We start from the raw sequence: 22,333 nt of genomic DNA, 5'->3' as shown, positions 1-22,333 counted from the left end.
CCCTCCCTATTCGCCAACGGATTCGCGTGTGCCAGATGCGCTGGCGACAGCCGGTGCCGGTCGAAGTCGTCCGGCACGGTCAAGACCGTGCAACGCCGCGGCCGCGAGCAAGCCGATGACGCCCAACGCGATCCACACCAATTCGGGGGCTCCGACGTTCTGCGCCAACTGCATCAACGAGCCCGTCGCGAGATTGCCGACCAGGATTCCGACGCCCACGACAGTGTTGTAGAAGCCGTAGTGCGTACCGACGAGGCGGCCCCCCGCCAGCGACACCACGGTGTCCATCTCAAATGGGAAGACCGCCGCCGAGCCAACGGCGAGCACGCCCGCCGAGATCAAGAGCGCGACGATCGCGCCGGCCTGGCCCAGCACGTTGGCGTCAGGCAGCACCATCAGCGGTACGAACGCGGTGGCCATGATGACCACCCCGATCGCCAACGCCCGCCCGTGGCCGCAGCGCGCGGCGAACCATCGTGTGATCCTCAGCTGCCCCAAGACTGCCACGACACCTGAGACGACGAATATTCCAGCGACAGCCGCGTATTCGGCGTGGGGCACCAATTCCTTGGCCTGCAGCGGCAGTGCGAGATAGACCTGGAAGGACAGGACGTAGGAGCCGATCATGGCCGCGGAGAACAGGAGGAACGACCTGTTCGCCAACACTGCGCGCCAATCCTCGAGCACGGAGGTCCGACCCTCCTGTGGCCGCTGCGCACTACGGGGCAGCGCGAACAGTTGGCCGACCGTCAGCACAGCGAACACGACGGCAGCCACGACGGCGGTGATCCGGAAGTCGACCAGCATCAGCGCCAACCCGACCAGCGGGCCTGCGAGGATGCCGCCCTGATAGAAGACGTTGAACAGGGCGAAGGCCTCCACCCTGCGCTCGCCGGCGTCTGCGGCAAGGTAGGCGCGCACGGCGGGATTGAACAGTGCACCAGCGAAACCCGTTGCCGCGGACGCGATCAGAATCGCCGGCAGTGAATCGGCAAAGGCCAGCAGCGCGAAACCCGCGGTCCGCAACACGCAGCCCGCCACGATGAGCGGTTTGTAGCCCAGCCGGTCGGCAAGGGTGCCGCCCACGATGAACATGCCCTGCTGCGAGAAGTTGCGCACACCGAGCACGAGCCCGACCGCCCAGGCCGCAAGCCCCAACGGTCCCGCCAGATATCCGGCCAGGTACGGCATCAGCATGTAGAAGCCAAGGTTGATGCCGAACTGGTTGATCATCAGCAGTCGCGTCGGCCAGCCGAAACTGCGGAACTGGGTGAGGATGCCCGTCACTGCCCCATCTCCCGGGGATTGACGACCGTTGCACACCGCGTCCATGACTGCACAACGCGCTCACCTGGATGGCTGATCACAGCTGGTTCGCCGGGCGGGGCGACGTCGAGCAACCCATGGTGTCGGCAGTAGTCGTCGTTGTAGACGGTGTCGAAATAGCGCTGGGGGCCGTCCGGGAACACTGCCGCGATGGTGGCGCCGGCGGGGTGGTTGCGGGCCTCCCAGCTCGCTGCCAGCGCGACCGCCCCGACACTCCACCCGCCGGTGGCGTAGTGAGTGGCCGCCAGTGCTCGACACGCCCACACCGCTTCGGCTGCGGCGACCCAGTGCACTTCGTCGAACGCCTCGTAATCGACATTTCCGGGGTAGATGCTCGATCCCAGGCCCCGCATCAGCCGCGTACCCGCCGGTTGACCGAAGATCGTCGATCCGACGGTGTCCACCCCAATCAACCGCAGTTCGGGATTGAACCTGCGCAGTACTCGCGCGACGCCGGCCGAGTGCCCGCCGGTGCCGACCGAGCACACCAGCACGTCGATGAGCCCCAGTTGGTCGTGCAGTTCCTCGGCCAGCCCCTGGTACGCCGCAACATTGTCGGGGTTGTTGTACTGATCGGGGTACCAGGCATTGGCGTCCTCGGCGAGGATCGCCTGCACGCGATCGCGTCGCGCTTGCTGCCACCCGCCCTCGGGATGGGGCTCGGTGACGAGTTCGATATCGGCGCCGTAGGCAGCGAGCATGTTCTGGATGAGCGGCTCCATACCTGGATCGGTGACCAGCGTGACCGGATGGCCGTACACCGTGCCCGCTAGCGCGAGTCCCAATCCAAGTGTGCCACTCGTTGATTCAACGATACGGGCACCGGGAACTAAGTCACCGCGGGAACGCCCCCGTTCGACCATGTGCATGGCGGGCCGATCCTTCATGCCTCCGGGATTGAAGCCCTCCAGCTTGGCCCAGAAGCCGCGGTCATCGGTGGTGAACGGTGCGGCGATACGCAGCACCGGTGTGTGGCCCACCATGGTGCCGGGCCGGTCGTGTGCGTCCGACGATGAGACGGATAGGACGTGATTCATGTTTTGGTCGCTTCTGTTCTCAGCCGCGACCCGCTTGGGGCGCGACCAGCTGTCATGGGCAGCAGTCACCGACCGTGCGCACCAGAGGCGCACGATCTGGCGCTACCCGGTCAGCGGCGAGCGACACACAGACGGGTCAACAGCTGCTGGCCCGCGAGAACAACGGCCGGCGAGCACGGAGGGCCACGCACGAGCGTGGTGGCGCAGTGCCGCCATATGGTGAACACGGTCGTCAACGCGACAACCAGACCCAGTGCCGCAAGCACACCCGACACACGTGGCAAGACGGCGTGGGCAAGCGAATCGGGGCCAGTCGGCGCTGAACCGTCCTGAATGTGGGGATGCTCGGTGATGGCGGTGAAATCGCCGCCTGGAGCGGCCGCGAGTGCGTGTGGGCCGTGCGGAGTGGATGCCACGCCACCGACGAGCGCTCCCTCCGCGCCGATCACGGCGAGGGATAACACCAGGGCGAGGACCGCAAATGCTGCCCATCGCACCGAGGTGGGATGCGAGTACCCGTTGTCGGTGCACCGTTGCATGCTCGCTCGCACCTCCCCACTTCCTCCACACCTGTGCCACTCATGCTGATCCACGTTGCACACGGAATCGGTGTGGGTCAGATGAAGATTTGCTCAAGATGTCGGCGCTGCCCGTGTCGGGGTGTGCCCGCGCCGCTCTTGGACAGATTCGTCGAGGTCGTATATACCGGATGGGGGTATTAATAACTGCTCTCGAAGGGAACTGACACCATATGACTGCCGACCAACACTTTGCTGCCGACGGCGCGACCATTGCCTACGCGGCGAACGGCGCCGGTCACCCCGTGGGCTATGCCCATGGGGTGCTCCTCAGTCGTGCCGCGGTACGCGGTCTGGGCATCTACGATCTCGACGCGCTCGGGTCAGGGCGTCGCCTGCTCACCTATGACCAACGCGGGCACGGACATTCGACTGGCCGACCCAAGCCCGGCCACTATCGATTCGAACAGGCCGCCGACGATCTTCTGGGAGTTATCGACGCCAGTGGCACCGACGACCCCATCGACTTCGCCGGCTCGTCCCTCGGAGCGGCCGCGATCCTTCATGCCGCCGTGGACAGTCCACAGCGATTCCGTCGACTGACCCTTCTCATCCCGCCTGTCGCGTGGGAGTCAGGTTCCCAGCAGCTGCGGCAGTGGTACTTCGACACCGCCGACACCATCGACGCCACTGGCGCCGCCGCGTGGCGCCGACAGTGGGCCGATGCGCCACCCCTGCCGATCTTCGCCGACTACCCGCCAGCCAAGTTCGACCCCGACGTCGACGATGCGCTGGCGTCGGCGATCCTGCGCGGCGCCGGGCTCTCGGATCTGCCCGATCCCGCGAAGCTGGCAGCACTTACCCATCCCACGTTGATTTTGGCGTGGGACACCGACCCGCTGCATCCGGTGTCGACCGCCGAGCGGCTCGCCGAGATCATTCCCGACGCCACTCTGCACGTTGCCCGAACCGTCGACGAGGTGAGGACCTGGACACGACGCACCGTCGAGTTCTTCGCGCAGGGACGCGACTAGACCTGGTTGACGGCCGTTCCCGATCCGCACTCCACCACACGGGGTTACGCTCGCGATATGACCACTGCAACTGACAATGGTTGGCCGGCTCTGCGGGTGTCGGACTGGGAGCCGACCCGCGACACCCTGCACATGTGGACACAGATCGTCGGCAAGATCCGCCTGACGCAATCGCCGCTACTCAACCACTGGTGGCAGGTGACGCTGTATGTGAGCCCGCGCGGGTTGACCACATCATCGATTCCGTACCGAAACCGACTGTTCGACATGGAGTTCGACTTCATCGACCACGTTCTGTCGATCCGCACCAGCGACGGCGGGTCGCGCACCGTCGCGCTCACCCCGAAATCCGTCGCCGAGTTCTATGCCGAAACCACCGACGCGCTGGCACAATTGGGTATCGAGGCGACAATCTCTGCCCGGCCCAACGAGGTCGACCCGGCCATACCATTCGCCGAGGATCATCAACACGCGTCCTACGACCCGCAGGCCGCCCACCTGTTCTGGCGTCAACTGGTGCAGGCGCATCGGGTGATCAACGAGTTTCGCGCCCGTTTCATCGGCAAGGTCAGCCCCGTGCACTTCTTCTGGGGCTCCTTCGACATGGCCTGCACCAGGTTCTCCGGTCGCCCGGCGCCCAAACACCCCGGTGGGGCGCCCAACTGCGCCGACTGGGTGATGGTGGAGGGCTACTCGCACGAGTTGAGCAGTTGCGGCTTCTGGCCCGGCGGCGGCGAGGAAGGCGCGTTCTACGCGTACGCCTATCCCGAACCGGAGGGTTTCGCCGAGTACTCCGTCGGCCCGGACGCCGCGTTCTACCACCCCGACTACAAGCAGTTTCTGCTTCCCTATGAGGCGGTGCGCACCTCGGCCGACCCCGACCGTGACCTGCTGGAGTTCCTGCAGACCAGCTATGCCGCCGCCGCCGATCTCGCCGGCTGGAACCGGGCCGAACTGGAGGACGATCCGGAGCGCTGGCGCGGTGAGGCCAAACCCACACGACTCGAGTGAGGGCCGACAGGACTCACGTTCGTCTCACAACAGTCCCCGGCCAGCGAGGTTTCGCATCAGGTCTGCGATACCGAAGGTCCAGCGCTCGCAGACATCGCTAGTGCGAACCCGGTTGACGAGCGTTCCAAGACGACTGGCGCTGATCGCCACGATGTCGTCGAGATGATGTGTGAAACCCTCCCCCTCGGCGCCGCGGTCCTGCACCGGGGCGAACATGGTGCCGAGGAACAGCACCGCACCGTCCGGATACTGATGGGTGCTCCCCATCATCTGGCGCACGAGATCCTCAGGGTCACGGCTGATCTGGCTCATCGATGAGGTGGCCTGCAGCGTGAACTCGTCAGTGCCGCGGACGTCGAGGCGCACCTCCGTCTCACGCACATCATCGAGGGTGAAGATGTCGTCGAACAGACGGATGAACGGGCCCAGCGCTGCGGAGGCGTTGTTGTCCTTCGCCTTCGAGAGCAGCAGTGCCGAACGGCCCTCGAAATCGCGGAGGTTGACGTCGTTGCCGAGAGTCGCACCGACGATGCGCCCGCTCGACGATACGAGCAACACCACCTCGGGCTCGGGGTTGTTCCACGCCGACCCGGGGTGGACCCCCACGTCCATGGCCGTACCGACGGTGGACATCGGTGAGGCCTTGGTGAAGATCTCGGCGTCCGGGCCGAGACCCACCTCGAGGTACTGGCTCCAGGTCCCGGCGGCGACCATGACCTCCTTCAGCCGGGCTGCCTCGGGCGAGCCGGGCTGAAGCTCGGCGAGATCACCACCGATGAGATCGGCCATCTCGGTGCGCATCTGGGCAGCACGGGTGGAGTCGCCACCGCAGCGTTCCTCGATGACCCGCTCGACCATCGACACGACGAAGGTGACACCGGCGGCCTTGACGGTTTGCAGGTCGACCGGGCTGAGCAGGCGCACACCCGCCGTCGAGCGCTGATCCACCGGTGTGCCCGCGAGGATATCGGCAACGGTGCCGAGCACAGGACCGTCAGCGACCTTGACTGCACCGGCGGGGTTCGGGTGCTCAGCGAGGTCTCGAACGGTGGCGAACACACCGCTGATGTCGACCACATCACCACCGCGAACCGTGACCACGCAAGGGCCTTCGGGTCCGGAGACGCGTCCGACGAGGGTGGCGCGATCATGGTCGAGCGGAAGACACGTCTGCGAGGCCGGGGGCCAGGCGGTCAGCGCCCCGGAGGCGCGGTCGGTGGTGGCTGCAGCGGTGCTCATCGATCTCCTTGAGATGTGCGGTGTAGTCGCGTCAACTCCGCGGCGAGCAGGCGGGCGTCGCGGTGGCTCAGTACAGCCTCACGAACGCACTCGCTGGCACTGCGCTGGAAGGTGACCGCGCCGTCGAAGCGCGGTCGAATCCACGCCTCGTCGATGGTGTCGGCGGTACGCGAGTAGAAGCCCGTTGATGCCTTGTCCACGAGGGGATCTCGCCACGCCGCGATCGCCGACGGCTGGCCGGCATGCTGCGGTATGAACGTGCACTGGGTCGCATCGTCGAGCAGCCAGCGCAGATGTTGCACAAGACCGTCATCAGGACGGCAGCGACTGCTGATGGCGATGCCCGTCCCGCCGAGGACCGAGCCGCGTCGTCCACTGCGACCCGTGGGCGCGTCGGCGAACTGCAGCGGTCTCGGCAGACCGGCCTGCGCATAGTTGACGTAGCCGTAGACGTGCGGGCAGTAGACCGGCCCGCCCGGCTGAGACATCTGCTCCAACACGACGATCGGGTTGTGCAACGGGGGCGGTGGCCGATGCGGGTCGATGAAGGCAGTGATCGTCTGCAACCCCTCGCCCACCGCCTCGACCGTCAAGAACACATCGCCTCGACCCGGTTCCTCGCCATTGGCCAGGGCGATCGAGCACAGAGTCAGAAACAGGTGAGGCCCGCTGGTCGGCAGCACGGTGTCGACGTCCCGTGCGAGCGCGACCGCATCGGCCCACGTGGTTGGCATGTCGATTCCTGTATCAGCGGCGACCGAGACCTGCGTGGCCGCGTCCAGCGGCAACGCCCACGACCTGTCGTCCATCTGATACGAGGCGAACGACTCCCCCACCGTGCCGTGTTTCCACCTGTCGAGATCGGCTGAGGTGAAGACCTCCTCGAGCGGCAGCAGTGCGCCGCACCCAAGTGCCTCGCCGAGGTGCGGATGGTCCAGCACCAGCAGGTCGTAGCGGGCGGCGTTGTCGCATATGGGCGCTGACTCGAAGCCCTCGAGCGGCTGTGTTTCCCAGACGATCTCGCATCTGGGCGCCTCAGCTTCCATGACCGCACGGCGCAGGGCCTCCGCGCCGCGCGGGTGATCCCATGTCAGGCCCCGATAGGTACCCGTCATCGGCGAAGTCCCGGCGGGAGGATCTCCTCTGGCATGTTCTGGAACGCCACTGGCCGGGCGAACCGTTGAGCTGCAGCAGTTCCCACCGACGTGGTCGTTGGCGCCGTGGTGGCCGGCCAGGGTCCGCCATGCTGTTGCGCGTCGCTCACGGTGACGCCGGTCGGCCACTGGTTGTAGATCACGCGACCGGCAAGGGAGGACATGGCCTCGATGAGGCGCGGCGCATCCGGATCGGGCGCGATGGTGCCCTGGATTGTCGCGGTCAGGGCACCCTTGATCACCGCGAGCACGTCGATGGCCTGGCCGATGTCGCGGTAGCCCACGAGCACGGATGCGGGTCCGAACATCTCGGTGGTGACGATCGCGGGATCTGCGAGCACTGCGTCGGCACCGGTTCCCAGGACTGTGGCGGCCGGCGAGTTCGCCTCGCGGGGGCCGGTCATCAGGACTTTCACCGCCGGGTTGCCGCCGACCTCGTGTAGCGTCTGCTCGAATCCGCGCGCGATGCGCTCATCGAGCATCGGATGCACCGGCTGTAGAGCCATCTTGTCGGCGAAGGCATCGCGATCGGGGACGAGGACGACACCGGGTTTGGTGCAGAACTGTCCGCAACCCATCGTGAAGGACGCTGTGAAGCTATCGACGATGTCGTCCGCGCGTTCATTCCACCCCGCGGGGGTGACCACGACCGGATTCGTGCTTCCGAGCTCGCCATAGAACGGGATCGGGTCGGGCCGCGACGCCGCGAGGTCGTACAGCGCCCGTCCGCCGGCCTCCGAGCCGGTGAACCCGGCGGCCCTTATCCGAACGTCCTGGACCGCGCGGACACCGTCCTCGCGGTCGTGGATCGTCCCGAACATGCCCTCGGGGGCCCCAGCGGAAGTGAGTGCCGCAGTGACGATGTCAGCGGTCGCGCGCGCCAGTCTCGGGTGGGCGTCATGGGTCTTGACCACTACCGGACATCCGACGGCCAGAGCACTGACGGTGTCTCCGCCTACGACGGAGAACGCGAACGGGAAGTTACTCGCCGCGAAGACCAGGACCGGTCCGATCGGAACGTAGCCGCGGCGTAGTGCGGGTCGCGGACCCATCGGCCAGTCGGGATCGGCTGCGTCGACACGCACCTCGAGCAGGTCACCGGATTCGACGCGGTCGGCGAACAGGCGCGCCTGAAAGGTGGTGCGAGTGACCTCACCGCGCAGCCGCGGCTCGGGCAGGTGCGTCTCCTCCTGCGCGATCGCGACGAGCGTGTCACTGTGGGCGTCAAGCGCATCGGCGATGGCGCGCAACCAGGCAGCGCGTTCGGTCGCACTCGCTCGTGCAGCCGGAATCCGGGCTGTGTGGGCTGCCTCAAGAACGCTGTCCAGTGTGTTCATGTCATCTCCTCGGGGTTGCGCCGATCTACGGCCACAATGTGGTGGCACACCAGCACCGTCTTGCCGTGCTGATTCGTGCCGGTGTAGGCCTTGGTGACCAGACCGATGTTCGGATTTCGCTTATGCGGGCTGACGTCGACGACCTCGGCGGTGGCAACGACGGTGTCACCCGCCAGCACAGGAGCGGGAAAGCGGATGCGGTCGTAGCCGTACGCAACCAATCGGGGATTGCGCTCCATGGTCAGGCCGACGACGACGGCGAAGCTGAGCACACCGTGCGCCAGCAGACCACCGAAACGGTCCGTCGCGAACTCCGCGTCGGTGTGAGCGGGGTGGTCGTCGTGAGAGAGGCGCGCGAAGTCGGCGATGTCGCTCGCCGTGATGACCGCCGATCCCCCCTCCTCGACCTGTCCGACGACATAGTCCTCGAACCAGCGTTCCTGGAACGAATCCCGTGTCGCGGTGCCGGTCATGACTGGGCCTGCAGTCGTCGCGTGCTTGCGGTATCCGTGATGTGGTTGAAGCGGTCCACGTCATTCTGGTGCGCATCGGAGCGGTAGTTCTTGGACAGGTACACCGAGACGAACGCGACGACGGCCATGACGACCATCCACAAGGCGACCGGCCACCAACTGTCCGTCGCGGCGACCACCGCGGTTGCGACCAACGGAGTGGTGCCGCCCAACGCCGCCCCACTGACCTCGCGGGCGAAGGCCACTCCGGAGTACCGCTTTGCCGGGGGGAACAGCTCGGCGAGGAATGCCGCCTGGGCGGCGTAGCAGGTCGAGCCGGCACCGACGAAACAAATCGACAACGCCAGCACGATCAGGACGGTCTGGCCGGTGTTGATGAGCAGGAACATCGGGAATGCCCAGACGGCACCGAATGAGCAGCCGAACAGGAACAGCCGTCGGCGGCCGATCCTGTCGCCGATACGACCGAAGATCGGCATGAACAGGGCGCCGATCGTGAGCATGGCCGCGTTGATGCCAAGCGCCAGCGACGCGGCGACCGCGAGATTGTTGGTCAGGTAGCTCAACGCCCACACCTGCGGCACGTAGGTGAAACCCGACAACATGAAGTTCGACCCGAGCGCTACGGCCAGACGCCCCTTCTCGGTTCGCAGGAGCGATACCAGCGGTAGGGATTCGATCTGGTCGGATTTCGAGGTTTCCTCGAAGCTCTGCGTCTCCTCGACACTGCGACGGATGTAGAGGCTCACGGCCAGCATCGCGATACTGGCCAGGAAGGGGATCCGCCAACCCCACGTTTCGAAGTTGTCGCCGGTGAGCCACAGCGAGAGCTGCATGGCGCCGAGACCGAGTGCGGAGCCCAGCCAGACGCCACCGCCGGACCACGATGCGTAGAACCCTCGATGCGTGGGCGGTGCCGACTCGGAGGACAGCACGATCGCGCCCGCGTACTCGGCTCCCGCCCCCAGACCCTGCAGCACCCGCAGGAGGACGAGCAGCACTGGAGCGGCCAGCCCGATGCTCGCATAGCTGGGCAGCAGACCGATCAACGCAGTCGAGACACCCATGAGTGCCAGCGTGAAGATCATGACCGGCTTGCGGCCGACCTTGTCGCCGAGGTGGCCGAAGATGATGCCACCGAACGGTCGCGCGAAGTATCCGACAGCGAAAGTGGCGAAGGCTGCGAGAAGGCCGGCCGTGGGATTCTCCGCGGAGAAGAAGTAGGACTTGAAGATCAGCGCAGCGGCCGCACCGTAGAGAGCGAAGTCGTACCACTCGATGAGGCTGCCCACGGCGGAGGCGGACGCGGCACGGCGTGCATCCGCGTGTGAGGGCGCGTGTGAGGGAAGTTGTGTGCTCATGACATTCCTAGACGACGTTGGCTGTGGTTGATGGCGTCGTGAGCACGGCATCGCGGTGGATTACACCGTCGCGCTCGAACTCGTCGATGTCGTTGCCGCTGTAGCCGAGTTCGTTCAGCACCTCATGGGTGTGCTGACCGTTCAGCGGCGCCGGTCGGTAGATCTCCTGCGGCTGTGTGGCAAGCCGGAAGGCGAAGCCGGGTGTTTTCACGTGGCCTTCCGTGGGGTGGTCGTACTCGACGAACGATCCGTTGTGCCGCACTTGTGGGTCATCGACGACCTGGGTGTAGTCGTACACCGGTCCGACCCACACGCCAGCTGCACCGAGAACTTCGAGCCAGTGCTCGGTTGTGTTCTGCAACAGGTTCTCGGTAACCAACGCGGAGATGGCATCTCGATGGGTGAAGCCGTCACGCTCGGCGTCGAACGCGTTGAACCTCGGATCGTCGAAAACACTTGCCAGTACGTCCATCTCGGCGAAGGAGAGTGCTATGAAGTCGTCGGAGGTGGCGAAGACCCCGTATGGGGCGCGAATGTAGCTGTGCGCATGGATCTCGTCGCCAGGGGTCTGAGCGACGCCGCCGACTGTGGCGACGCTGAGTTCCTGCATCTGCGCGGCGATGATGGCATCGAGCATGTTGACCTCGACCAGTTGGCCCTCACCGGTGCGTTGGCGATGAAACAACGCGGCCAAGGCACCCTCGAACGCCGAGTAGGCGGTGAACGCATCAGCGAGGAAGAAGGGCCCGGGGCGCGGGGGCTCGTCGCCACGACGCGCACTCGCCAGGCCACCACTCATGGCCTGCAGGAGGACGTCCTGACCGGGACGGTTCGCGTACGGGCCGGTCTGGCCGTAGCCGGACATGCTCACATAGATCAGCTTCGGGTTGATCGCTCTCAAGGTCTCATAGTCAACGCCCAACCGGTCAGCGACACCTGGCCGGTAGTTCTGCAGGAAGATGTCGGCAGTCTCGACCAGCTTGGTGAGGACTCGCCGACCGGCCGGGTCCTTGAGGTTCAGTGACAGCGACCGCTTGTTGCGGTTCAAGGACAGGAACGAGGCGTTGACGGTGTTGCCCCGGGCTCCACCGGCGGATACGTGACGCTGCCACTCGCCGGCGACCGGTTCCACCTTGATAACGTCCGCGCCCAGGTCAGCCAGCTTCTGGGCGGCGAACGGTCCGGCCATCGCGATAGACACGTCGATCACGCGGACACCTTCCAAGACCTTCACGTTTGTACTCCTCAATGCTGCTGGCCGCGATGGCCGGGTTGTGTGGTGCCGGTTACGTTAGCGCTAACGTTAGCGCTAACACAACAGGTTCTCGCGAATTGGCGTTAGCGCTCACCCACTCGCCGCGCGTCGCCCTCGATGCCAGGGCCGACGCGGTAACCTGACGTCAGCGAAGGCGGGCTAGGCAGACGGGTGTCGACAGTGAACGAGCCGAACGGCCCTGTCCGGCGGCGGAGGTCTCGCGGGTCTTTCAAGAGCGTGACGATGGCCGATGTGAGCCTGGCCGCCGGAGTATCGATGCAGACCGTCTCGCGCGCACTGAGCCGACCAGAGTCCGTCACCGAAGAAACCCTCGAGCGGATAACCAAGGCCGTCGCAGATACCGGCTACGTCCCCAACCTCGCCGCAAGCCACCTGGCATCGAACCGCAGCCGTACCGTTGCGGCGATCCTGCCGGCCATCTCGACATCCGTCTTCTCGGATACGCTGCGATCCGCGACCACGCGCTTGGCGCCGCACGGATACCAGCTCGTCGTCGGATACACCGACTATCACCCCGAGCGTGAAGAAGAACTGGTCCGGAGCTTCATTCAGCGCCGACCCGACGGTTTCTTCATCGTCGGCACGCGGCACACGCCGGGAACCACTCGTCTGCTGAAGAGTTACGGCCACCCCGTCGTCGAGACCTGGGATTGGAACGATTCGCCGACGGACACATTGGTCGGATTCTCGAATCGAAATGCCCTCGCGGACATGGTGCGACATCTCGTCAAGCAGGGACACCGACGCATGGCCTTCGCCGGGGTGATCACCGGCGGTGACGAACGGGCACAGCGCCGCCTGGAGGGTTTCCAAGACGCAGTCGCAGAGCTGTTGCCCGACGAGCCGATTCGTGTGGTGGACCTGCCCGGCGAGCCGATCGCGATGGACACCGGGGTGCGGCTGCTGAAATTGGCGCTGGAGAGACACCCGGAGATCACCGCCCTGGTGTTCCCCACCGACGTATTCGCATCGGCAGCGGTGCTGGCCGCACCAGACCTGGGCGTGGAAGTGCCCGGACGTCTCGCGATCACCGGATTCGGCGACTTCGAGATGGCCCGTCACCTGCGTCCCGCTCTGACAACGGTGGCGGTCGACAGCCAGCAGATCGGTTCTCGCGCCGCCGATCTGCTGCTAGCGCGAATGCTCGATCAGCCGATTACCGAGCCGTGCGTTGACGTCGGATATCGCATCGAGGTTCGACAGAGCGCCTAGCGCCGTCGCGACGTTCTCCGGGATGCCAGCCTGCTTACTGACCCGCCTCAGCCAGGGCAGCCTTGACATCCGCTTGAGTCACCGCCAGGAAGGTGGCCAACTCGTCACCGGTCATGAAGGTGGTGGTGAAGTGATTACGTTCCGCAATCTGCTTCCAAGTGGGTGACTCCACCATCTCACCGAGTGCCTTCTGCCAGTACTGAACGGCGTACTCCGCCATGTCCGGCGGGCCGTAGAGGCCGCGCCAGTTCGAGAGTGTGACGTCGAGTCCCTGCTCCCGAGCGGTCGGAGCGTTCAGACCAGGCACCCTGTCCTCGCTCAGGACACCAAGTGCGGTAAGGCTTCCCGGCTTCAACTGGTTGATGAACTCGCTGACTCCGCCGATGGCAACGCTGATATCGCCATTGAGAAGCGCGGCGCTCTGATCACCGCCACCCTCGAAGCTGACGTAGTTGACCGAGGACGGTTCACCGCCCGCCGCCGACACCAGCAGGTCGAACGGGGCCTCGTCGTCTTGTGCGGCGCCGACCGCGACCCGCCCGGGGTCCGACTTGATCGCGGCCATGAGTTCATCGAGGCTCTTGAACGGCGAGTCGGGACCAGCGACGACAACGAAGTACTCCGTGATCAGCCGGGCGATCATGGTGACGTCGTCATATCCGTACTTGGACTTGCCGCGAAGCTCGTTCATCATCATGGCCAGCGATGTGACCGAGACCTGGTCGTCCTCGCCCTTGTACTGCTCCACCATGGTGGCCAGGAAATCCCCACCGCTGTTGCCCGGCTTATTCTCCACCGGGAGCGGCACATTGACGATCTTCTCCTTCTGCAGGGCGTCGACGACCGAGCGAATCGTGATGTCGAATCCACTCCCAGGGGTGGCCCCCGCCGTCATCGTCACCGGTCCTGAGGGGTAGTTCTCTGCGTCGGAGGCGGGCCCGGAGTCCTGGCACCCCGTCAGGATGAGCGACGCAGCCAGTACGGCGCCAATCGCGGACTTGATCATCACCAGATCTGTACACCACTTCAGCGCCACTGCCCCCGCGGCGCGCTCACGGTCGAGCGATCAGTCGCCTTCCCGGGGCTTGACGGTCACACTGAGGCCGTGGCGTTTTCGGGAGGGAGCGTGATGAGTACCGAACCGTCAGCTGCAGACTGGGCTCTGCGCCAGGTCGAAGCCGTGCGCGACGATCCCACGGCTCGCCTCGAACTGATCAATCGGACCTATCACGGTCCGCTCGGGAGCGCGCCCCGGCACTTGCCCTTCCGGCGGGCGGCCCTGTCTTTCATGCGCTGGCAGATCAGCCGCGGCGTACTGGCTCCGTGCAATTCCGCATCTCCGGGCAGTCCGTGGTGGCGCGCGGTCAACGAGCGACTGCTGCGCGATGGTTGCGAGGCCCTGGCCCGCAGCGCCGGCATGGTCGCTACCCCGTCTTCGCCTGCCGTTGGGCCGTGGATGTCCTTTATAGCCGAGCCAACCGCACGCACCTGGTACCGAGCCCACAACCGCAGCATTGTCTCGGCCTACCTCGACCATCGCGACTTGGCCACCGCCGAGAGCTATTCGGAACGTTTCTTCTTGAACGTCGTGCTGCTGCGCGTCCTCTACGCGCATGCCCTAGTGGCTGCGCCCCGCCTGGCGCTGGGGTCACTCAGGTGGCTGGGGCCCCTCGCCGGCGATCCCAGACTCGCGATGACCAGGATCTTCCTGTCGATCTCACGGGTGCTACCCGACCGATATCCGCTTGAGGACGACGTCGTCGCATACCTTGTCGCCGAGCACAGGCTCGGACAGACGCTGGACTACGGTGTCATCAGTCCACGCCTCCAACAACTCTACGAGTGGTCGGCGCACGAACTCGATGAGCCAGCGCTACTGGACTGCATCCGCGACGGCAGCCCCATCTATGCCTGGTCGTTCGAGGATCGGGATGTATGGCGCCCGACGCACCTGTCTCCCACGATGCGTGTCATCCACCGGTTTCTGCCCGCGCCTTCACCCGGCGAAAATCCTTGACTCACCACCACTTGGTGGCATCCGAGAGCTGACGTGCCAGCTCGTCGGTCAATGTCTGCACATAGGTCGATGTCAGGTGGTGCGCATCGTGATACACCAGCACGTTGCCCTCGACCGGTCGGCAGAAGTCGGGTCTGCAGACTGCATCGCTGAGGTCAATCGGGAACATTCCCGGATACCGGCCGAGGTAGTCCAGCGTGGGGTTGTAGCTCGCCAAGACCTCGGAGCGAGGGAGGCCGCAGCTCTCCGCGTCGCCACCATTGGCGAGGCAGTCAACCGGTGAGAACACCATGCCGTTCTGGTACATCCAGGGAGTGTCCCGAACCCCCAGGATGGCGATGTCGTTCGCGGCCAACGTGTCCCAGATGCCCAGGTAGTTCTCCGGGACGAAATCCCCCGGTGCGTCGGGCAACGGGCGCGTTGTGGTGGTGAACACAAAGTCCGGCCGGTCGTCCACCAGGCTGGCCATCACCGATTCCACCCAGTCGCGGCATCCCGGGTACGGGTCATTGGACACGCTCACCCGTGGAAGCTCATCGGTGTTCAGCGGACATCCCATTTTCAGATATGTCACGACCTTGAATCCGTGCCGCTGACCGAGCTTGTTGAGTGCGGTGAGCCAGTGCTCGGAGTGCGAACCTCCGACAAGTGCGATTGTTCGCGCCGCTCGAGAGTTCCCGTACGCGCACTTGATGACAGCCGAATTGCCGAAGTCGCTGATACATCCGTCGACTATGGTCGCCGGCAAGTCATCTGAGGCCTCCAGCACAGTCGGCCGCATCGGCAGCTTCGGCACTCGCAGGCCCTCGACCAGGGCGCGTCCACCGGGATAGTCGACAGCCGAAAGGTTCAGCAGCTCCGCACCATTGGCGCGGATAGTGTTCGTGTACTGACGCCAGCCCACCGAGCCGGCGGCGACCGCGACCGTGAGAAGCATGATCACCCATGTCAGTGCCATCGCCGGTGCGTGCGAGCGCCCGACTGCCTGCGGTGCCGCGCGCAGCGGCCGCTCGACACACCTGTGCGTCAGATACGCCAGGGCCGTCGACACGACGACGATCAGTGTCCCGTCGGTGAGGCCCGCGCTGTCGTTCTCGGCGTGGGTGAGCCAGAAGATCAACACCGGCCAGTGCCAGAGATAGAGCGCGTAGGCCATCGTGCCGAGCGCGACCAGAGATGTCGCGGACAGCACGCGACTCGGCCACGGGAACCCATCGATCCGGTTCAGGTTCGCTGCGCTGCAGATGATCAGGACGGTCGCAACGACGGGGATCGAGGCCAGCGGGCCCGGATACTGCTCTGCACCGTCGACGTAGAAACCGACCGACACGATCGCCGCGAGACCTATCGTCGCCGCACCGGCTCGCAGCCACCCCGGCCAGCGCACGTGCGCGACGATCGCGGCCAGGGCGAACCCGGTCAATGGCTCCCAGGCGCGCGCGAGGCTGTCGTAGTACGCCATCGCCGGATCGGCCTGGTGGGTGATGACGGCGTAGGAGAAGGATGCGATCGTCGCCACGATCACCACAGCGACAAGGGTGGCGCGCCTGCGATGGTGCGGTACCGCGACGGTGATCAGCCACACGACGAGAAGACTCGCGAGGAAGAACTGACCGAGCACCGATACCGCCCACAGGTGCTGTAGCGGGCTGACGACCTCTCCGGCGCGTGCGTACCCGCCTGCCGAGTGGGCCAGCTGCCAGTTCTGGATGAAACCGAACGTCGACAGGCTCTGGTCCGCGAAGGTCTCCCACCGCGTGCGTGGCTGGAGCCACAACGTCATCGCGCCGCTCGCCGCCACCACCACGACGAGCGCGGGCAACATGCGACGCGCGAACCTCGCGAGCTCGCTCCGAAGGAGGGCCGTCGGGCTGCCTTGCGTTGCGATGTGCAGGAGTCGGCCACCCCAGAGGAACCCTAGGAGAACCAGGAGCACATCGACGCCGCCGGACACGGGGCCAGACCACACACCGAACACGACGACCAGCACGATCGCCAGCCCACCGAGGCCGTTGAGGTCCTCACGCACTCTCGGGGCCGAGAGCTGCGTCGCGGCGGATATCGATTGTTCGGTCTGCACGCTCACTGTCCAGGATTGTGGGTCATATCGGGATGACTAGTCGGCGCGGTCCTGCCCGCTGGGCCTATGCTCCCAAAAGTGTTCCAGGGCCATAGAGAACGGCCCCCGGAGAAATCTCCGAGGGCCGTTCTACCTAGTAGCGGGGACAGGATTCGAACCTGCGACCTCTGGGTTATGAGCCCAGCGAGCTACCGAGCTGCTCCACCCCGCGTCGGGTAAATACAAGGTTACAGAAGACGCAGGGCCACACCAAATCGGGTGCTCAGGCCAGTATTCCGGCCGGATCGTAGAGCCTGGCGAGCGCGGCCAACCAGTGCAGTGTGTCCGGGCCGTAGCAGCGGGCCGCCCGGTCCGGATCGCTCGACGGCGCGAAGTTCGGCATCTGCCCACCGGTGGACCACTGCGCGACGTCGGCCACCAGGGCCGCGGCGTGCGCGGGCACGCTGTCGGCCACCGGCGGAGCCAGCACGCCGATCACGGACAGCGAGTAGGCCGCGTCGCGGTGGCAGAACGCACTGCGGTGGTCCGGTTCGCGGGCGAACGCCCCGCCCAGCAGGCGCAGTTCCACAAACGTCTGCGGCGACCCCGACGCCGGGCCGGCCGCGGACAGGATGGCGTCCACCGCGTCGGCCGTCAGCTCGCGCAGCAGGGCCTGGTCCTCGTTGCTCGGCATCGGGTCCACCGGGTCGGCGTGCACCATGCCGATCGCCGCGTACGGCAGGACGCCGACGGTGTCCATCACCGGGGTGGCCAGCTCGCGCATCGGCTGCAGCAGTCGCTGGGCCTCCGCCGGGTCACCGAGTGCGGTGTAGCGCAGCGCAACGGTGTACTTGCCCGCCAACGGTTCTGGAATCCCAGGGAGCGGCGGTAGCTGTTGCAGAGCGATCGACGTGTTCACCGTCTCGGGTAGGTCGATACACCACTGCCGCCACCCGTGCAGCACGGCAGCCGTGTCCGCTGCGTCGAAATACAGTGCGCCACCGTAGAACTCGGTGATCGGTAGCAACGCGAACTCGATGGACGTCACGATGCCCAGCATCGCTTTGGCGCCGCGCACACCCCAGAACAGGTCGGCGTGCTCATGGGGCGTAACCCACAGCACCTCCCCCGCGCCGGTGACCAGTTCGAACGCCCGCACGTGATCAGATGACAGCCCGACGGTGCGCACCAGCGGCCCGATCCCGCCGCCGGTGAGGTAGCCGACCACACCGACCCCCGGTGCCGATCCGCACGGCGGCGCCAACCCCTGCGGGACCGCCGCGTCGATCACCTGCTGCCAGATGACCCCGGCCCCGACGCGTGCCGTGCGCTCGACAACATCCACGACGCAGCCCGACAGCCCCGAGGTCAGCACCAGGATGGTGTCGGCACCGATCGCCACGGCGCCGTGCCCGGTGGCCTGCACTGCCACGCGGAAGCCCCGCGCCGCCGCGAACCGCATGACGGCGGCCACGTCGGTCGCCGAACTGGCCAGCACCACCGCAGCCGGGTGCACGGGCACAGCGAGATTCCAGGGCGTGGCCCGCTCGTACACCCGCTCACCGGGTAACGCGACGGGTGCGGCGACCCACTCCCGCAGCCCGTCCAGGGAGCCGTACAGGGCCTCCTTCACACTGGGTTCGGAGTCGATCTGTGCTGCGGTGGCCTGTTCTGTGGTGGCCTGTTCTGTGTTTGTCACGGTCGTCGAGAGCCCTCTCACCAAGTCGGTTGACATTGGCGGCAAGCATCACCGAGCGCACTTGGTGAAAACTTGGCGTCGGCAGGCTCGCCCGGCATCGTCCGGCCAAGGAATGCCCAAGTCGGCGTCAGACCAGGTTGTCGGCGGCCTCAGCCATCCCGACCATGCCGAGGCGACGTGCCTCGGCGGCGACCTCCGCAGCCGCCGCACGCCGCTGCGCGTCATCCTCGATCAGTTCTGCCGACAGCAGCGCACACCGCACCAGCGTCGGCGCCCCACCTGTGCGCTTCGCGATACCTACCGCGCGCTCGAGGTCATCCCGGGCGCCCTCGCGATCCCCGGCCATCGCACGCAGCCGCGCGGTGGCCAACGCGACCGGCCCTGCGGTGCCGACCTGACCGATCACCGCGATGCGGTCACCAAACGGCTCCAGTTCCTCGAGTAGCGGTGCGCAGAACCCGGCCAGTCCCCGGTCCGCGGCGAGATGGGCCAGCAGTACCGCGTGGCCCAACGTCGTCCACGCGTGCGGGCGGCCGCGGTCGGCGACCCAGGCCTCCAGCATCGCCACCGCCGCGTCGTCGGCGCGGGGGCCGTCCCGGTTCACCGTCATCAACGCCGTCTTGACCAGTCCCACGATGCCCTGGCCGCCGCTCTCGGCGGGTGCGCCGACAGTCGGCCAGGCCGGGTCAACCGGCCCACCCTTGTCCCGGAGCAGCGACACCGCCGCCAACAGACCGCTCCCGGCCTCGTAGAGCTCGGTCTGCTCGTGCACGTGCGCGGCTATGCCGTGATGACGCTCGGCCTCGGCGAAGTCGCCGCGCCACCCGGCCAACACCGCCTCCATCCACCGCAGCTGGGCGCGCAGCACGGGCAGCTGCAGATCCTCGCTGCCCTCGATGCCCGCCGCCAGCCGCCGTGCCGCCGCGTCGACGTCCCCGAGGCTCATCTCCGCCATGGTGCTGACCGAGTTGGCGATCACACCATCCTCACGGAACCTGCTGTGACGCAGCGCATTCAGACGGTCAGCCCAGACCAGCGTCTGTTGGCTGAGAGTGGCCACCCCGGAGTAGGTGATGAGGCGACCCATCAGGACGTCGGCCAGCACCTCGGCATCACCCGCCGACCCCGCCAACTCCTCGGCCCGCTGCAGGTATCCCGCGGCCACCGCCGGGTCGGGGTGATAGCAGTGCCCGACGGCCAACGTCGCGAGCACCCGCGCGCCCGCACCGGCGTCGAGATCGGCGACCACGGCCGCACGCTCCAGCAGCACCAGCAGATTGCCCGGGTCGTGCCCGGGCGCCAACCACGGCCAGCCCCCACTGGCGCGCAACAACGCACTAGCCACCCGGCCCACCGTCACGGCCCGCTCGGCGCGCAACGCCTCAACCAGGTAGCGCTCGACAGCGGCCAGCACCAACCGACCCCGGCCAGCACGCGCGTAGGCATCGAGCATCGCCACCGTCATGGCGTCGCGCTCACCGTCGTCCCGCGCCGAGACAGGCAGCCTGTCATAGGCGTCCAGCGCCGCCTGCCACCACTTCCCGGCGATGTCCGAACTCCAGCGTTGGGTTGCCTCCTCGGCCGCCCGACGGCATGCGTCGACCACCACAACCGGCTCGACCAAAGGTTGCGCGGACACCAGGTGCTGGGCGCGCCGTGTGACGGCTCCGTCCTCGGCACTGTCCGCCAGTACCTCGGCGACCTTGGCGTGCAGGCGTTGTCGGCGCAGCGCGGGCATGCTGTCCACCAACTGCTGGCGCAGCAGACCGTGCGCGAACGCGTAACCGTCACCGGCGTGCGAGGACACCACGATGCGCTCGTCGGCGGCCTCGTCGAGGTAGTCGGCGAGGGTGTCGATGTCCAAGCGCGTGGACGCCGCCAGTACCGGCACATCGACCGCGTCGCCGATCACCGCCGCGGTTCGCAGCACCTGCAACACCGCCGGGTCCAGGCTGGCCAGCCGCCGATCCAGTACCGACTTCACGGCCATGGGAATCTCACTGCCCGCCCGCTCGTCACGCGGCAGGCGGGCGTACTCGCAGACGAAGAACGGGTTGCCTGCCGTGCGTTCGGCCAGCATCGCCGACTCGGCATCAGTGACGACCTCGTCGGCGATCTGGGCGGCCAGCGCCGCGACCTCGCGCGAGGACAGCGCCGGCACCTCCACATGGCGGTTGCGCGCGCCGCGGGCCACCGTCCCCAACAGCCGCCCCAGTTCGGGGGTCGGCTCGCCGTCTCGCATCGTCAGAATCATCGCGATGGGGTGATCGCGCAGCGCGCCAGCGACATAGGCCAGACAGCTCACCGAGGCCGAGTCCGCCCACTGCACGTCGTCGACCACGATGGCGCGCAACCCCGGTGATGACTCCACCAGCCGCTGAATCCGCTCGTACACCTGGAATCTCGCCGTGTCCGGGTCGGCGTGCGCGGCGATCTCCAGCACCTCGTCAACGTCGGCTCCCAGCGCACGCACCAGTTGGCGCATCGGCCACCACGGCGGGGTGGCGCGCTCATCGGGGCAGCTGACCCACACCGTCTGTCCACCGCCGGCCGCCGCGAGCGCCACCGCCTCCTCAGCCAGTCGGGTCTTACCGATACCGGGCGGACCGGACAACACCAGCCAGCGCGTGTCCCCGCCCGCCGCATCGGCGAGAACCTCTGCCACCGTGGCCAGTTCACGATGTCGGCCGATAAGCGTCAACTGCGGCTGGGCACTCGCCGCCACCTGTGTCGAGGGCACGGCGGGGGTTGGGGTGGCGTTGAGCTCGACAGCACCCGTCCACTCCGGTGACCGCGGCCAGGCGGCGAGCTCGGGTGCCTGACGCAGCACGGCGGTCTGCAGATCGCGCAGCTCCACCCCGGGCTCCAGGCCCAGTTCGTCGTCGAGCACGCGGGCGTGACGCGTGTAGGCCCCGAGGGCATCCGAGGTGCGGCCCGACCGGTACAGGGCCAGCACGTGCAGCCAGCATGCGCGGTCCGACAATGGATGGGCCGCACTGAGTTCCGCTGCCGCCGCCAGTGCGGCAGGCGCCCGCCCGAGCGCCAGCAGCGCCGTGATCCGGCTGTCCAGACAGTCTGTGTGCAACTCGTCGATGCGGGCCGCCTCACGGCCCACCCATTCCTCGTCCCGCAGATCCGCCAGAAACGGGCCGCGCCAGAGCGCGATCGCGGTGTCGGCCTGCGATAGCGCGTCGTCCCAGCGCGCCTCGTCGATCGCCGCAGCAGCCCGGGCACAGCGGGTGGTGAACTCCGCGACGTCGACGTCCTCGGGCGCGACGTCGAGGTAGTACCCCGGCGACTGCCGCACGATCGGCGACGCCACGTCGGAGGCTTCGGCACCACCGCGCAGCGCCCTGCGCAGGTTGGAGACATACGCCTGCAGGCTCGCTGTCGCGCTGCCCGGGACGTCCTCGCCCCACACCGCATCGATCAGACGATCGACCGACACGACGCGCCCCTGCGCCAGCAGCAGCACCGCGAGCACGGCCCGTTGCTTGGGCGGGCCGATGTCCACCGGCACGTCACCACGCGTTACGCGCAGCGGCCCCAGCAAGCGATAACGCACTCGCGCAGCTTAAAG

Annotated in this window: 17 protein-coding genes and 1 tRNA gene; 4 read left to right on the top strand and 14 right to left on the bottom strand. The window is 66.7% G+C overall.

The annotated features are described in order from the left end of the window. Positions 1–6: 6 nt before the first annotated feature. The 3 genes from ACZY0X_RS16495 to lpqS all read right to left on the bottom strand — a co-directional run bounded on the left by ACZY0X_RS16495 (position 7) and on the right by lpqS (position 2,902). Positions 7–1,287, bottom strand: a complete 1,281-nt coding sequence (locus tag ACZY0X_RS16495; protein WP_463771906.1) for an MFS transporter — start codon at positions 1,285–1,287, stop codon at positions 7–9. Then, positions 1,284–2,363 carry a PLP-dependent cysteine synthase family protein gene (locus tag ACZY0X_RS16490; protein ID WP_463771905.1) on the bottom strand — a complete coding sequence of 360 codons (1,080 nt, stop codon included), beginning with the start codon at positions 2,361–2,363 and terminating at the stop codon, positions 1,284–1,286. Before ACZY0X_RS16490 ends, ACZY0X_RS16495 begins: the two co-directional genes overlap by 4 nt. A 110-nt stretch (positions 2,364–2,473) precedes the next feature. Then, positions 2,474–2,902 carry a putative copper homeostasis (lipo)protein LpqS gene (gene lpqS / locus ACZY0X_RS16485; protein ID WP_463771903.1) on the bottom strand — a complete coding sequence of 143 codons (429 nt, stop codon included), beginning with the start codon at positions 2,900–2,902 and terminating at the stop codon, positions 2,474–2,476. Positions 2,903–3,114: 212 nt separating this feature from the next. Between lpqS and ACZY0X_RS16480 the strand changes: the two genes are divergently transcribed. Further along, complete coding sequence (locus ACZY0X_RS16480) at positions 3,115–3,915, top strand: alpha/beta fold hydrolase (protein WP_463771902.1); 801 nt, start codon at positions 3,115–3,117, stop codon at positions 3,913–3,915. 57 nt (positions 3,916–3,972) lie between these two features. Beyond that, positions 3,973–4,926, top strand: a complete 954-nt coding sequence (locus ACZY0X_RS16475) for a DUF5996 family protein (RefSeq protein WP_463771901.1) — start codon at positions 3,973–3,975, stop codon at positions 4,924–4,926. 24 nt (positions 4,927–4,950) lie between these two features. On the opposite strand, the gene ACZY0X_RS16470 is transcribed toward ACZY0X_RS16475, so the two are convergent. The 6 genes from ACZY0X_RS16470 to ACZY0X_RS16445 are packed head-to-tail and all read right to left on the bottom strand — an operon-like array spanning position 4,951 to position 11,724. After that, entirely contained in the window at positions 4,951–6,165 is a 1,215-nt protein-coding gene (locus ACZY0X_RS16470; protein WP_463771900.1) for a fumarylacetoacetate hydrolase family protein, read from the bottom strand. Then, a complete protein-coding gene (locus ACZY0X_RS16465) occupies positions 6,162–7,280 on the bottom strand; it encodes a hypothetical protein (protein ID WP_463771899.1) in 1,119 nt (372 codons plus the stop codon). The genes ACZY0X_RS16470 and ACZY0X_RS16465 overlap by 4 nt, the downstream gene beginning before the upstream one ends. Next, positions 7,277–8,656, bottom strand: coding sequence for an aldehyde dehydrogenase (NADP(+)) (locus ACZY0X_RS16460; RefSeq protein ID WP_463771898.1), 1,380 nt, complete (start codon positions 8,654–8,656; stop codon positions 7,277–7,279). Before ACZY0X_RS16460 ends, ACZY0X_RS16465 begins: the two co-directional genes overlap by 4 nt. Continuing rightward, on the bottom strand, positions 8,653–9,129 hold the full coding sequence (locus tag ACZY0X_RS16455) for a MaoC family dehydratase (protein WP_463771897.1): 477 nt from the start codon (positions 9,127–9,129) through the stop codon (positions 8,653–8,655). Before ACZY0X_RS16455 ends, ACZY0X_RS16460 begins: the two co-directional genes overlap by 4 nt. After that, a complete protein-coding gene (locus ACZY0X_RS16450) occupies positions 9,126–10,490 on the bottom strand; it encodes an MFS transporter (RefSeq protein WP_463771895.1) in 1,365 nt (454 codons plus the stop codon). Before ACZY0X_RS16450 ends, ACZY0X_RS16455 begins: the two co-directional genes overlap by 4 nt. A 7-nt stretch (positions 10,491–10,497) precedes the next feature. Further along, positions 10,498–11,724 carry a CaiB/BaiF CoA transferase family protein gene (locus ACZY0X_RS16445; protein WP_463771894.1) on the bottom strand — a complete coding sequence of 409 codons (1,227 nt, stop codon included), beginning with the start codon at positions 11,722–11,724 and terminating at the stop codon, positions 10,498–10,500. Between the two features lie 264 nt (positions 11,725–11,988). Between ACZY0X_RS16445 and ACZY0X_RS16440 the strand changes: the two genes are divergently transcribed. Continuing rightward, complete coding sequence (locus ACZY0X_RS16440; RefSeq protein ID WP_463771892.1) at positions 11,989–12,978, top strand: LacI family DNA-binding transcriptional regulator; 990 nt, start codon at positions 11,989–11,991, stop codon at positions 12,976–12,978. A 34-nt stretch (positions 12,979–13,012) separates the two neighbouring features. On the opposite strand, the gene ACZY0X_RS16435 is transcribed toward ACZY0X_RS16440, so the two are convergent. After that, on the bottom strand, positions 13,013–13,984 hold the full coding sequence (locus tag ACZY0X_RS16435) for a Bug family tripartite tricarboxylate transporter substrate binding protein (RefSeq protein ID WP_463771891.1): 972 nt from the start codon (positions 13,982–13,984) through the stop codon (positions 13,013–13,015). Positions 13,985–14,107: 123 nt separating this feature from the next. On the opposite strand from ACZY0X_RS16435, the gene ACZY0X_RS16430 reads away from it, so the two are divergent. Continuing rightward, entirely contained in the window at positions 14,108–14,995 is an 888-nt protein-coding gene (locus tag ACZY0X_RS16430; protein WP_463771890.1) for a hypothetical protein, read from the top strand. Between the two features lies 1 nt (position 14,996). On the opposite strand, the gene ACZY0X_RS16425 is transcribed toward ACZY0X_RS16430, so the two are convergent. From ACZY0X_RS16425 to ACZY0X_RS16410, 4 genes are all read right to left on the bottom strand, one after another. Next, on the bottom strand, positions 14,997–17,081 hold the full coding sequence (locus tag ACZY0X_RS16425; RefSeq protein WP_463771888.1) for an acyltransferase family protein: 2,085 nt from the start codon (positions 17,079–17,081) through the stop codon (positions 14,997–14,999). Positions 17,082–17,212: 131 nt separating this feature from the next. Continuing rightward, positions 17,213–17,286, bottom strand: a tRNA-Met gene (locus ACZY0X_RS16420). A gap of 51 nt (positions 17,287–17,337) precedes the next feature. Then, positions 17,338–18,687 (bottom strand): FAD-binding oxidoreductase, encoded by a 1,350-nt coding sequence (locus tag ACZY0X_RS16415; RefSeq protein WP_463772465.1) that lies wholly within the window; start codon positions 18,685–18,687, stop codon positions 17,338–17,340. Between the two features lie 193 nt (positions 18,688–18,880). Beyond that, positions 18,881–22,318 (bottom strand): BTAD domain-containing putative transcriptional regulator, encoded by a 3,438-nt coding sequence (locus tag ACZY0X_RS16410; protein WP_463771887.1) that lies wholly within the window; start codon positions 22,316–22,318, stop codon positions 18,881–18,883. Positions 22,319–22,333: the final 15 nt, after the last annotated feature.

The organism is Mycobacterium sp. IDUB_39 (assembly GCF_055419205.1).
This window is presented reverse-complemented; position numbering and strand designations above follow the sequence as displayed.